Origin of the sequence: Nocardioides ferulae (genome assembly GCF_003660455.1) — a bacterium.
Lineage (GTDB): Bacteria > Actinomycetota > Actinomycetes > Propionibacteriales > Nocardioidaceae > Nocardioides > Nocardioides ferulae.
This window is the reverse complement of the sequence record NZ_QZVR01000002.1, coordinates 352,705-364,580: the sequence shown is the minus strand read 5'-3', so window position 1 is coordinate 364,580 and position 11,876 is coordinate 352,705. Positions and strand designations below refer to the sequence as shown.

11 protein-coding genes are annotated in these 11,876 nt (G+C 72.7%); 2 read left to right on the top strand and 9 right to left on the bottom strand.

Annotated elements, in window-relative coordinates; all coding sequences use genetic code 11:
• Window positions 1–36 precede the first annotated feature (36 nt).
• Together D6B71_RS04800 and D6B71_RS04795 are read right to left on the bottom strand one after the other, a co-directional pair.
• Complete coding sequence (locus D6B71_RS04800) at window positions 37–1,491, bottom strand: APC family permease (protein WP_121252522.1); 1,455 nt, start codon at window positions 1,489–1,491, stop codon at window positions 37–39.
• 140 nt (window positions 1,492–1,631) lie between these two features.
• Window positions 1,632–2,846 carry a pyrophosphate--fructose-6-phosphate 1-phosphotransferase gene (locus D6B71_RS04795; RefSeq protein WP_121252520.1) on the bottom strand — a complete coding sequence of 405 codons (1,215 nt, stop codon included), beginning with the start codon at window positions 2,844–2,846 and terminating at the stop codon, window positions 1,632–1,634.
• Between the two features lie 179 nt (window positions 2,847–3,025).
• Between D6B71_RS04795 and D6B71_RS04790 the strand changes: the two genes are divergently transcribed.
• Together D6B71_RS04790 and glpK are read left to right on the top strand one after the other, a co-directional pair.
• Complete coding sequence (locus D6B71_RS04790; RefSeq protein ID WP_121252518.1) at window positions 3,026–3,844, top strand: DUF1028 domain-containing protein; 819 nt, start codon at window positions 3,026–3,028, stop codon at window positions 3,842–3,844.
• On the top strand, window positions 3,841–5,364 hold the full coding sequence (gene glpK / locus D6B71_RS04785) for a glycerol kinase GlpK (protein WP_121252516.1): 1,524 nt from the start codon (window positions 3,841–3,843) through the stop codon (window positions 5,362–5,364). The genes D6B71_RS04790 and glpK overlap by 4 nt, the downstream gene beginning before the upstream one ends.
• A 4-nt stretch (window positions 5,365–5,368) precedes the next feature.
• Here the strand turns inward: glpK and D6B71_RS04780 are convergent, their stop codons facing one another.
• The 7 genes from D6B71_RS04780 to D6B71_RS04750 form a co-directional block, all read right to left on the bottom strand.
• Window positions 5,369–6,274, bottom strand: coding sequence for a hypothetical protein (locus tag D6B71_RS04780; protein WP_121252513.1), 906 nt, complete (start codon window positions 6,272–6,274; stop codon window positions 5,369–5,371).
• 23 nt (window positions 6,275–6,297) lie between these two features.
• The gene (locus tag D6B71_RS04775; protein ID WP_121252512.1) at window positions 6,298–6,981 is read right to left on the bottom strand and encodes a response regulator; all 684 of its coding nucleotides are present in this window, start codon (window positions 6,979–6,981) and stop codon (window positions 6,298–6,300) included.
• Window positions 6,982–6,990: 9 nt separating this feature from the next.
• The gene (locus tag D6B71_RS04770) at window positions 6,991–7,512 is read right to left on the bottom strand and encodes a flavin reductase family protein (protein WP_121252510.1); all 522 of its coding nucleotides are present in this window, start codon (window positions 7,510–7,512) and stop codon (window positions 6,991–6,993) included.
• A 53-nt stretch (window positions 7,513–7,565) separates the two neighbouring features.
• Complete coding sequence (locus tag D6B71_RS04765; protein ID WP_121252508.1) at window positions 7,566–9,107, bottom strand: hypothetical protein; 1,542 nt, start codon at window positions 9,105–9,107, stop codon at window positions 7,566–7,568.
• 126 nt (window positions 9,108–9,233) lie between these two features.
• Entirely contained in the window at window positions 9,234–9,806 is a 573-nt protein-coding gene (locus D6B71_RS04760; RefSeq protein ID WP_206051559.1) for a M15 family metallopeptidase, read from the bottom strand.
• 90 nt (window positions 9,807–9,896) lie between these two features.
• Complete coding sequence (gene macS / locus D6B71_RS04755) at window positions 9,897–11,030, bottom strand: MacS family sensor histidine kinase (protein WP_121252506.1); 1,134 nt, start codon at window positions 11,028–11,030, stop codon at window positions 9,897–9,899.
• Window positions 11,031–11,041: 11 nt separating this feature from the next.
• Window positions 11,042–11,764, bottom strand: a complete 723-nt coding sequence (locus D6B71_RS04750; RefSeq protein WP_121252504.1) for a lysophospholipid acyltransferase family protein — start codon at window positions 11,762–11,764, stop codon at window positions 11,042–11,044.
• Window positions 11,765–11,876 lie beyond the last annotated feature (112 nt).

Genomic DNA, 11,876 nt, shown 5'->3' with positions numbered 1-11,876 from the left:
AGCGGCGGCGAGATCCGGGGCCCGCGTCGGCGTCGGTCAGCGGTCGAGGTGCTCGATGTCGCGGAAGCCGGTCTTCTTGGCCCGCAGGCCGCGGTTGGCCAGCCAGGTGAGTGCCCACAGCACGATGCCGATGGCGAGCAGTCCGGCGGCGATGCGGTACTGGATGTAGTCCTCGGAGTTGCGCGCCCAGGGGCCCACGAGGAACGCCGAGAGGATCGCCCCCAGCCACGGGATCGCGGTCGGCGCGCGGAACCCGCGCCCGGTGCGGTCCCGGCGCAGCACCAGGCAGGCGACGTTGACCGCGGTGAACACGCACAGCAGCAGCAGTCCGGTGGTGCCGGAGAGGGCCGAGACGATGCCGGACTCGCTCTGGGTGCGCACATAGACGATCAGCCCCATGGCCAGGGCCGTCGTGAACACGATGGCGGTCCAGGGCGAGCGGCGGCCGGGGAGCACCTTGCTCAACACCGGCGGCAGCACCTCCTGCTTGGCCATACCGTAGACGAGCCGGCTCGCCATCAGCATGTTGATCAGCGCCGTGTTGCCGACCGCGAAGACCGTGAGGAACGGGAAGATCGTGTCGATCGGGACGCCCGGCGCCCCCACCTTGACGACGTCGAGCAGGATCCCGGCGTCGGGGTTGGACGGGTCGGTCAGGTCGCCCGCGGGGATGACCATGATGACCGCGACGGCGACGAGCATGTAGAGCAGCGCGCACAGCCCCAACGCGGTCAGCATGATGCGGGGGAAGGTGTGCTCGGGGTCCTTGGTCTCCTCGACCATGTTCACCGAGTCCTCGAAGCCCACCATCGCGAAGAACGCGATCGTCGTGGCCACGGTGACGCCGAGGTAGAGGCTCTTGTCCTCCGGTGTCTCGAAGGCCACCAGCCGCGACACCTCGCCGTCGCCGCTGCCGATCGCCCAGAAGCCGATCAGGATGACCGTCGTCAGCGCGGCCAGCGAGATCGAGGTGAGGACGACGTTGAACTTCACGCTCTCGCCCACGCCGCGCAGGTTGACCGCCGACACGATCAGCATGAACACCAGCGCCGCGACGAGCGAGGCGACCTCGCCGGTGGGGACGCCACCGACGACCTCGTCGAGCCCGATGAGGAAGTTGGAGGCGAGCAGGCTCGAGGACGTCGAGGCGCTGGTGATGCCGGAGCAGGCGACCGTGAAGGCGACCAGGAACGTGACGAAGTGGAGGCCGAACGCCTTGTGCACGTAGAGCGCGGCCCCGGCGGCCTGGGGGTACTTCGTGACGAGCTCGAGGTAGGAGAACGCGGTCAGCGTGGCGATGCCGAAGGCGAGCAGGAACGGCAGCCACGCCAGGCCGCCGACCTCGCCGGCGATCTTGCCGGTGACCGCGAAGATCCCCGCCCCGATGATGTCGCCGACGATGAACAGGAGCAGCAGCCCCGGCCCCAGCACCCGCTTGAGCTCGGGCCCGGGGTCGGTGGCCTCCACCGGTGCGGTGCGCTCTGCGGTCATGGCGGCCCCCTGTCGCGGATGTCGGGCTGCAGGCACGGTGCCCCGTCCCGACCACGTTCAACCGCCGCACGCGAAGGCGCCGCGGCGCCTCCCCTCGAACACGAGGAGGCGCCGCGGCGTGGTGTCTGTGTCGAGCCGACCTACACGGGGTCGCCCATCGGCTGGCCGATGGCGGCGAGCAGCTCGCCGAACCACGGCACGGAGGTGTCGAACACCTTGCCGCCCTTGATCCGCGGGAACTCGCAGACCCGCAGCTCGTCGCCGGCGTCCTCGTCGTGGCCGACCACGCCGCTCTCGCCACGCAGCGCCGCCTCGACCGCGAGGTCGGCGCAGGCGTGGATCAGCTCGAGGTCCTGCTGGTTGGGGGCCGCCGAGCGGGAGAAGTAGCCGCTCTTCTGCACCATCTTCTTCTCGGCACCCACCATGTGCCCGAACTGCTTGCCGAACCAGGCGCCGGGGTTGATCGTGTCGATCTTGACGTGGCCGAAGGCGTCGCGCTTGGGCTCCTCGCCCTGGGCGAGCATCTCCTCCACGATCGTGGAGACGCCGGCACCCTCGGAGAGGAAGATGTTGACGCAGCCGGTCTCGTCCATGATCGCCTTCAACCGCTCGGCCTCGGCGGCGATGTCGAAGGCCAGCTCCGGCACGTAGACCGCGTGCACGTCCCAGTTGCGCTGGGTGTTGTCGCCGAAGCCGGAGAACTCCTGCTGGGTCAGCCACTCGCGGTACTTCAGCGCGGTGGCGGCGGTCAGCCAGCCGCAGTTGCGCCCCATCACCTCGTGGATAATGAGCATCCGCGGGTTGGAGGAGTGCTCGGCGACGATGTTGCGGGCGAACAGGGCGCCCTGCTCGGCGGCCGTCCAGGCGCCCAGCGACTGCCGGATCGGGACCACGTCGTTGTCGATGGTCTTGGGCAGGCCGACGACGGTCAGCTCGTAGCCGTTCTCATGGAGGTACGCCGCGAGGTCGGCCGCGGTGGTGTTGGTGTCGTCGCCGCCGATCGTGTGCAGCACGTCGACGCCGTCCTTGGTCAGCTGCTCGGCGGCCACGTGCAGCGGGTCCTGCCCCTCGGCGACCAGCCCGCGCTTGACGCAGTCCTTGACGTTGGTGAGCTTGACCCGGCTGTTGCCGATCGGGCTGCCTCCGAAGCGGTGCAGCAGGTGGGCCTGGGCCCGGTCCTCGGGGGTGACGGTGACGTACTCCCCCTGCAGCAGCCCGGCGTACCCGTTGCGGTAGCCGATGATCTCGATCTCCGGCTCCAGCGCGGTGTAGCGCTCGATCAGGCCTCCGACGGCGGAGGACAGGCAGGGGGCCAGGCCACCGGCGGTGAGGAGGGCGACGCGACGGACGGTCATGGGGATCGTGGGTCCTTCTGGTCGAGGGCCACGGCGCGGTGGCTCCGGATTGGATCGTTCACAGACGCAGCCCAGACTACGGCTCCGCCGGCCCCCGAGCCAGGGACTGAAGTCCCCTGCGCCGGCGGTCCGAGGTCGATGTCGGACATCGACGCACCGGACCTCACTAGGGTGCGGTCATGACGTTCTCGATCGTGGCCAGGTCAGCCGACGGAGAGTCGTGGGGGGTGGCCGTCGCCTCGAAGTTCCTCGCGGTCGGGTCGGCCGTGCCCGCCGCGGTCGCCCAGGTCGGGGCGATCGCGACCCAGGCCGACGCCAACGTGGCCTACAAGGGCATCGCGCTCTCCCACCTCGACGAGGGAGCCACCGCCGAGGTGGCGCTGCAGCGGCTGCTGGAGGAGGACGACGGGCGCGAGCACCGCCAGGTCGGCCTGGTCGACGCGGAGGGCAACGCGGTCTCGCACACCGGCGCCGAGTGCCTCGACTGGGCCGGCGGCCGCACCGGGCCCGGCTACGCGATCCAAGGCAACGTGCTGGCCGGTGAACACGTGGTGGCCGCCATGGAGGCGGCCTGGGAGGCCTCCGACCCGGCGGCCCCGCTGGCCCGGCGGCTGCTCGCGGCGCTGAGCGCCGGCGACGAGGCGGGCGGCGACAAGCGCGGCCGGCAGTCGGCCGCGCTGCTCGTGGTGCGCGACGGCGCCGGGTACGCCGGGCTCGACGACATCGCGGTCGACCTGCGGGTCGACGACCACCCCGCTCCGGTCACCGAGCTGGCCCGACTGCTCGAGCTCAACGACCTCTACCTGACCGCCTCCACCGAGGCGGAGAAGGTCGCGGTCACCCCCGAGCTCGAGGCCGAGCTGCAGGCGTTCGCCGAGGCCCACGGGCACCGCGACTTCGCCGCCTGGGTCGGCACCGAGAACTACGAGATGCGGGTGGCCCCCGACCTGGCTTGGATCGACGAGCGGGTGCTCGCGGTCGTCCGGGAGACTGCGTGAGCGCGGGGCGCGGCTCGGTGCTGGCGATCGACGCCGGCACCACCGGGGTGACCGCGCTCGTGGTCGACGCAGGTGGCCGGATCACCGCCCGCGGCTACCAGGAGTTCGCCCAGCACTTCCCGCGGCCGGGCTGGGTCGAGCACGCGCCGGAGGAGATCTGGCAGGCCACCCTCGAGGCGGTCCGCGAGGCGCTGTCGCGCACCGACGCCGCCGAGCTGCGGGCGGTCGGCATCACCAACCAGCGCGAGACGGTCGTGCTGTGGGACCGCGAGACGATGGGCTCGCCCCGGCGCGCGATCGTCTGGCAGGACCGGCGTACCGCCGAGATCTGCGAGCGGCTGCGCGGGGAGGGCCACGAGGACCGGGTGGCCGAGCTCACCGGCCTGCGGCTCGACCCCTACTTCTCCGGCACGAAGCTGGCCTGGCTGGCCGAGCACGAGCCGCACACGTGGGCGCTGGTCGAGTCGGGGCGCTACGCCGTCGGCACGGTCGACTCCTACCTGGTCGCCCGGATGACGCGCGGCACCTGGCACGTCACCGACGTGTCGAACGCGTCCCGGACGCTGCTGTTCGACCTGTCGACCGGCGACTGGTCCGACGAGCTGTGCGGCCTGTTCGGCGTCCCCCGCGACGCGCTGCCCGAGCTGGTGCCGAACTGGGGCGAGGTGGCGACGACCGATCCTCGCTCGTTCCTCGACCTGGAGCTGCCGATCGCCGGGCTGGCCGGCGACCAGCAGTCGGCGCTGTTCGGGCAGACCTGCTTCGACGTCGGCGACACCAAGTGCACCTACGGAACCGGTTCGTTCATCCTCACCAACACCGGCACCGAGCTGGTGCGCTCCGACGCCGGGCTGTTGACGACCGCCGCCTGGCGCTCCCCCGGCGGCGAGCTGACCTACGCGCTCGAGGGCGCGATCTTCGTCACCGGGGCCGCGGTGCAGTGGCTGCGCGACGGGCTGCAGGTGGTCGGCTCGGCCGGCGAGACCGAGGCGATCGCACGCACCGTGCCCGACACCGGCGGGGTGGTCTTCGTGCCCGCGTTGACCGGCATGGGCGCCCCGCACTGGGACCCCCACGCCCGCGGCACGATCGTCGGGATCACCCGCGGCACGACCCGCGCGCACCTGGTGCGGGCCACGCTCGAGGCGATCGCCTTCGAGGTCCGCGACGTGCTGGAGACGATGCCGGGCTGGGAGCGCGACGCCCCGGGCCAGGATGCCGAGGGCGGCATGACGTCGCTGCGGGTCGACGGCGGTGCCTCGGCGAACGGGCTGCTCTGCCAGTTGCAGGCCGACCAGATCGGTCTGCCCGTCGAACGGCCGCGCCAGCAGGAGACGACCGGGCTGGGGGCGGCGTTCCTGGCCGGGCTCGGCACCGGCGTGTGGGGCTCGACCGACGAGCTGCGAGAGACCTGGGCTCTGGACCGCCGCTTCGAGCCGGCGGGTGATCGGGAGGCCCACGACGCCGCCCACGCCCGGTGGCTGCGCGCGGTGGAGCGGGCCAAGGGCTGGGACGAGTGACCGGTCAGTCCCCGTCGCCGAGCCGCTGCAGAGCCTCCGCGGCCGCGTCGCGGGCCTGTTGCGCCTCCGCGGCCGACTCCTCCGCCTCGGCGCGCACGTCCTCGGCGTCGCCGAGCTCGTCGTCCACGGCCTCGTAGCGCTCCTCCAGCTCGGCGAGCCTGACCCGGACCTCGTCGATCTCGGCCTGCACCTGCATGCCCAGCGCCTCGAGCCGCTCGACGTCCGCGACGGCGTCGGCCAGCGCCTGCCGGGCCTGGGCGAGCGCCTCGTCGGCGGTGTCGAGCTCGGCCTGTGCGGCCTCACGGGCCTTGCGGTCGGCATCGGGGTCGGGGACGACGTGCAGCTCGGGCCGCTGGGCCGGCTCGTCGGTGACCGGCGTCGCCTCGTGGCCGAGCGCCTCGGGGAGCGCCACCGCGTCGCGCAGGTCGGCGGCCTCCACCCCGGTCGCGGAGAGCGCGGTCACGAGCAGGCCGCTGCGCAGCGCCCCGGCACAGCCCTCGTCGACCATCGCCGCGGTGAGGGTGCCCTCGACCTGCTCGGCCACGGCGTCCGTGACGCGCTGACCACGCTCCTTGGCGATGCGGCGGGCCTGGGTGGTGACCGCCGCGGTCAGCTGGCGCCGCTGCCGGGTGAGCTGGCGCAGCTCGTCACCGGCCAGGTTGGCCTGGGCCTCACGCAGCGCGCTCCCCACCGACAGGACCTGGTCGACCTGCTCGGCGTCGACACGCACCAGCAGGTTCAGCACCCAGGCGGCCAGCGACGGCTTGCGCAGGGCCTTGACCCGCTTGGCCAGGTCGGCGTCGCCGCCCTTGATCTCCTTGGCCCGAGCGTCACGGACCGGGGTGAACTCCGCCAGCGGCAGGGCGTAGAGCTCGTCGGCGATCCCGAGGAGTGCTGAGCCGGCGGCCATGACCGGGAATCGTAGGGGGCGCCTCAGTCGTCCTCGTCGAGGCCCTGCTCGATCGCGTAGCGGGTCAGCTCGACGCGGTTGTGCAGCTGCAGCTTGCGCAGGGTGTTCTGGACGTGGTTCTGGACCGTGCGGTGCGAGAGCACCAGACGCTCGGCGATCTGCTTGTAGGACCAGCCCTTCGCGACCATCTTGAGCACCTCGGTCTCACGCTCGGTGAGCTGCTGACCCGGCGGCTCGCCCGGACCCGCGCCGCCCTCGGCCATCCGGCGGAACTCGCCGAGGACCAGGCCGGCGAGTCCGGGCGTGAAGACGGTGTCGCCGCGCGCCACCCGGCGTACCGCGTCGAGGAGCTCCTCGCGGGAGGCGGACTTCACCAGGTAGCCGGTGGCGCCCGCCTTCACCGCCTCGAGGACGTCGCTCTGCTCGCCGGAGGCCGAGAGGATCAGCACCCGGGCGGAGGGGTCCTGGCGCAGCACCTCGGCGGTCACCTCGACGCCGTTGGGCGCCGGGATCTGCAGGTCGAGCACGACGACCTGCGGCCGGGCGGCCGGGAAGCGGGCCAGCGCCTGCTGGCCGTCGGCGGCCACGGCGACGACGTCGAAGCCGGCCGCCGCCAGGTCGCGTTCGACGGCGTCGCGCCACATCGGGTGGTCGTCGACCACCATCACCCGCACCGGCGCCGCCGTCGGCGCTGCCCCCTCGACCATGCCCGCACCCTACGAGACGGTCGGGGGCGGAGCCTGGTAGCGCCCGCGGCGGTGCGTCAACGGGGGCGCGTCGTCGTCGCCGATCGTGACCTGCTCGACCACGCAGGTGACCAGGTTCGACCAGCCCACGGTCGCGGTTGACTCGACGGCGACGCCGGCCCAGGTGGCCGCATCGGCGAGCCGCGGCCCCCAGGTGGTGTCCACGAACTCCGTCTGGCGGAACGGTCCGCCAGGAGCCGGAGCCACCCCGGCGAAGGCGTCGGCGAGGTCGCGGTGTGGCCAGGCGAGCAGCGACACGACGGCGCGACCGGTCCGTGCGAGCTCGTCGGCGAGGTCGGAGTCGGGGTCGACCAACGCCAGCAGCCGCGCTGGCTCGCCGTTCGCGACCATCATCGAGGTCACCGTCAGGCCGGCTCGCCGATCGTCGTCGCCCGCGGTCCAGAGGGTCACGGAGCCGCCCAGCCGGCCCCGGAACCTGCGCACCGGGTCGGGCGTGGGGTCGGCGAAGGGATGGCCGCTGTGGATCGTCACTTTGGTGAGGCTAGTCGGCGCGCGGGCGGCAGCCCGCACCGGCAGACCGAAGCTCAGTCGTTGGGCCAGTCCCCGCTCGGATCGATCAACACGTCGACGCCGGCGGGCCCGGGGAGATAGATCTCGAGGCCGGGTGGGGCGGTGAGGATGAGGTCGGCCTCTTGCTCGGTGAGCGGATGGGTGCCTTGGTCGTCGACGGGCGCGCAGGGGCCGTGGGGGCTCTGCCAGAGGTAGCGGCCGGGGCCGGCGGATCTGCTGCGGTAGCCGCCGTGGGTCTTCCATCGATGATGTCGCCGGCGTAGCGGTGCGCTGTTGTGGGGGCCGGTCTGACCGGATGGACCACCCTCATCGGGCGGCTTGTAGGGGACGACGTGGTCGGCGTCGGTCTGATCACGGCTCGCAGCGGTCGCATAGGGGAAGACGTCTCCGCCGGCCAGCAGCCAGATGTGGTCCTTGAGCCTCTCGGGGTGCTCGTAGGCGTCCACGCGAGGTCGGGTGGCGAGGTCGAGGACCGGCTGCAGCTTCACGTCCGCATGCCCGAGGAGCTCGGCCAGGCACTGGGCGAGCATCGGGCCGAGGCCTTCGACCCGGGCGATCCCGGCCTGCCTCTGGAGGGCGGCCTGGTGGAGGTGGACGAACACCTTCCCCCGGGGACGGAGCGAGGCCAGCTGCCGGGCGGTCAACGCCTTGAGGCGGTCGAGGGTGGCGTCGAGGTGCTCGGGGGCATAGGCCGGGCGGCCAGCAGGCTCAGCCGCCTCCGCCTCGGGCTCGGGGTCGTCGTCGTGCTCGGAGTCGGCCTGCTCGGGGTAGGTGTGGTCCAGCAGCAGGCGCAGGAGGTCGGCGGGTCGGGCGAGCCACCCGACGGCCAGCGAGCGGAGCTCTTGGTGGTTGTGGTCGTGGCCGTGCTCGAGGGCGAGGATGTCGGCGACCCGGTCGACGAGTGCGTCGAACCAGACCGCGTCGCCGGCGGTCACGCGGGCGATGATGTGGCGGAAGCCGTGCTCGTCGGTCTTGGAGAGTTTGACGTAGCGCTCGTGGCGGGCGCGTTCACGCCGTTGGGTGTGGGCTTCGGGGTCGGCCTCGATGATCTTCGCGGCGGTCAGGTCGAAGACCTTGCCGGGGGCCACCTTGCCGATCGCCTTCGCCACGGCTCGGTCGACCAGGCCGACCTTGTCGGCGTCGAGGCCGCGGCTCATGACTGCGACCCGGCGGGCGACCCAGGGCTCGCAGCCCAGGGCTTCGACGACCTTCCAGGTGGCCGGGAGGCGGTGGTGCAGGTCGAGGGTGTCGGCGATCAGCGCTCGGGCGGTGGCGGCGTGCGTCTGCCGGGCCATTCCCAGCTCGGCGATGCAGACCTCTCGGATTGCAGGCGTGCCGTCGCCGCCGGGGTGGGTCATCGGGTCCACCAGCCCGGCCAGCTCACCGACCGCTTCGCGGACCGGTTCACCGTGCAGGGCCGCCCAGTGCGCGGCGAGGCGCATCTCGGTGACCTCGACAGCCCGCCGGCCCGTCGTCGCGTCGGTGACCGCGGCCAGCGTCGCCCGCGCGTCGAGATCGGCGATCTCATGCGGTTCGGGGTGCTGGTCGGTGGACATACGTCGATTCTAGTTCGCACAGGTGTTCGAGACAAGGGAGTCTTCACAGGTCTCTGCAGGCTTGACCACCGGACAAGCTCGACCGCCGGGAGGGTCTCGGCAGGCTCGACCACCGGGCTCGCGAGGCTAGGGCCGGCTCCCAGCGTCCGGCAGCATCGCCGGGCAGCTGTCACCCGGAGCGGTGGCCAGCTCGAAGTGCCACGCCTCGTTGGCGAAGGTCCGGCACAGCCCGTAGGCGGCACCGTGCTCGCCGAGCCAGGCCGCGGCCCGTGGCGGACCGATGTCGACGGCGTCCCCGGTCACATGCTGGGAGGTGTCCGGAGTGGCGACCCAGCGCAGCGCCTCCTCCTCGCTGCCGTGCTCAGCAACAGCCTGAGCGAAGAGCTCCTGCTGGTGCGCCCGGCTGCGCCACCCGCTGTTGACGCTCAGCGTCACCCCGTCGCGCTCCGCATCGTCGGCCGCGGCCTGGACGGCCGCACGCAGCTCGGGGTCGAGGCCCGCGATCGTCGAACGATCGGTGTCGAACGGACTGATGCGCCCGTCGAGCGGGGCACGGCCCTCCGACCACATCGGCACCAGAGTGTCCGGCGCCGGGTCGGCGGCACACCCGAGGGTGACCAGCGCGACGGCGAGCGCGAGGCCCGAGCGCCAGCGGCGGAGCCGGCGCGACGGGAGAGGTCGAGGCAGTGGATCTGGCACACCATCGAGGCTGGCAGCGGAGGCGCTCCCGGGCCTCCACCCCAGGTGCCGAGCCCGTCGACCTGCGGCCAGACCTCGTCATCCTCTGGGTCAGCCGGTGCCCTCCAGCGGAACCGTGAGCACCCACTCGGTGCCGAACGAGCCCGTGCTCAGCTCGGCCGTGCCGCCGAGGTCGGCCAGCCGCCCTCGGACCGACTCGCTGACCCCGAGCCGGCCGTCGGCCTCGGCCGCGGCGAGCCGCCCCTCGGGGATGCCGGGGCCCTCGTCGCGCACCGACACCTCGACCCGGTCGGCGAGCGCCTCGAGGAACACCCACGCCGGCGCGCCCGGCCCCACGTGCCGCTCGACGTTGTCGAGGCAGGCCCCGACGGCCGCGACCAGCTCGGTGGCGACCGGCGCTGGCAGCGGCACCGGGCCGGCCGGGCCCGAAAACGTCACGTTGCCGCGCCGCTCAAGGGCGGCGAGCTCGCGCACGAGGTCGACCGTGCCCGATGCCCGCTCCGCCGAAGTGGCGTCCTGGGCCCGGATCAGGCGACGCAAGGCCGCCTCCTGCTCGCCGGCCAGCCGGCCGAGCTCCGCAGCGTCCCCACCCAGTTCGCGGCCGCGCCGCTGCACCAGCGCCAGGACCTGCAGCACGCCGTCGTGGACCGCCCGAGCCAGCCGGGCCCGCTCCGCGGCGGTCGCCGCCGCGCGCTCGGCGGCGTCGCGCTCGGTGGCCATCCGCTGCAACGACTCGCACATGTAGCCCACCACCGGGCCGCCCACCAGGATCAACAGCACGTTGCCGTAGATGGACTGCGTCAGCTCCTGCCGGATCGCCACATCCGTGGCGGCCAGCAGCGCCGCCGCGACCAGGCCACCGATCCAGCGCCAGTGCACCGCCCATGCCAGCAGCGACGCGGCGATCCAGAAGCCCGGAACGGTGGCCGAGAACCCCTCCCCCTTCGCCCAGGGGGTCAGCACCAGCAGTGCCTCGGCGACGGCGAGGTCGGCCACCAGCAGCCACGCCCGGCGGTGCCGGGGCACGGCGTACGCCGCGGTGGCCACCGCGGTCCAGAGCACCATGCCGGCCACACAGACCGCCGCCAGCACGGGACGTTGGAAGTCGTCGGCGCCGTAGAGCGCCATGCCGACCGCGTTGAGCAGCATGACCGCCCGCAGCACGGCCAGCGCCCGGAACAGCCGGTCCTCGACCGCCTCCGCACCGCCGCGCGCGGGCGGCACAGCCCGCAGGGTCAGGACGCCTTCTTGTGCTCGTCGGCGGCCGTCTCGCGCTCGAGGCGCTTGGCCTCCTCCTTGGCGCGGGCGGCGTACATGTCGACGTACTCCTGACCGGAGAGCCGCATGATCTCGTACATGATCTCGTCGGTGATCGAGCGCAGGATGTAGCGGTCGTTCTCCATGCCCTCGTAGCGGGAGAAGTCCAGCGGCCGGCCGAACCGCACCACCGGTCGCGTGATCGACCCGAACTTCTTGCCGGGCGGGGCCACCACGTCGGTGCCGACCACCGCCACCGGGATCACCGGCACCTTCGACTCCAGCGCGAGCCGGGCCACCCCGGTCTTGCCGCGGTAGAGCCGACCGTCGTGGGAGCGGGTGCCCTCGGGGTAGATGCCGAACAGGTCGCCCTCACCGAGGATCCGCTTGGCCGCCGACAGCGCACCCTCGGCCGCCGAGCCGCTGGTCCGGTCGATCGGCACCTGGCCGGAGCCGGAGAAGAACTGCTTCTGGAACCAGCCCTTGATGCCGGGGGTCGTGAAGTACTCCGCCTTGGCCACGAAGGTGACCCGCCGCGGCAGGGTGAGCGGCATGAACAGCCAGTCGGCGTAGGAGAGGTGGTTGCTCGCGAGGATCGCCGGGCCGTCCTCGGGCACGTTCTCGATGCCCTCGACCTGCGGCCGGAAGACGACGCGCAGCCAGGGGCCGAGCGCGACCCACTTGAGGAACCAATACAGCACCGCGCCACCTCCACCACGCCACCACGGCCGACCTCGACCGGTCACCGGCACCCGATGTCCGGACGGGCGAAGCCTAGGGCATGGCACCATCCCGGCCACCGCCGCCGCCGCT

Bases quoted from the DNA above. Each gene is read 5' to 3' on its own strand.
- D6B71_RS04800 (WP_121252522.1), bottom strand. From the start codon at position 1,491: ATGACCGCAGAGCGCACCGCACCGGTGGAGGCCACCGACCCCGGGCCC.
- D6B71_RS04795 (WP_121252520.1), bottom strand. From the start codon at position 2,846: ATGACCGTCCGTCGCGTCGCCCTCCTCACCGCCGGTGGCCTGGCCCCC.
- D6B71_RS04790 (WP_121252518.1), top strand. From the start codon at position 3,026: ATGACGTTCTCGATCGTGGCCAGGTCAGCCGACGGAGAGTCGTGGGGG.
- D6B71_RS04780 (WP_121252513.1), bottom strand. From the start codon at position 6,274: ATGGCCGCCGGCTCAGCACTCCTCGGGATCGCCGACGAGCTCTACGCC.
- D6B71_RS04775 (WP_121252512.1), bottom strand. From the start codon at position 6,981: ATGGTCGAGGGGGCAGCGCCGACGGCGGCGCCGGTGCGGGTGATGGTG.
- D6B71_RS04765 (WP_121252508.1), bottom strand. From the start codon at position 9,107: ATGTCCACCGACCAGCACCCCGAACCGCATGAGATCGCCGATCTCGAC.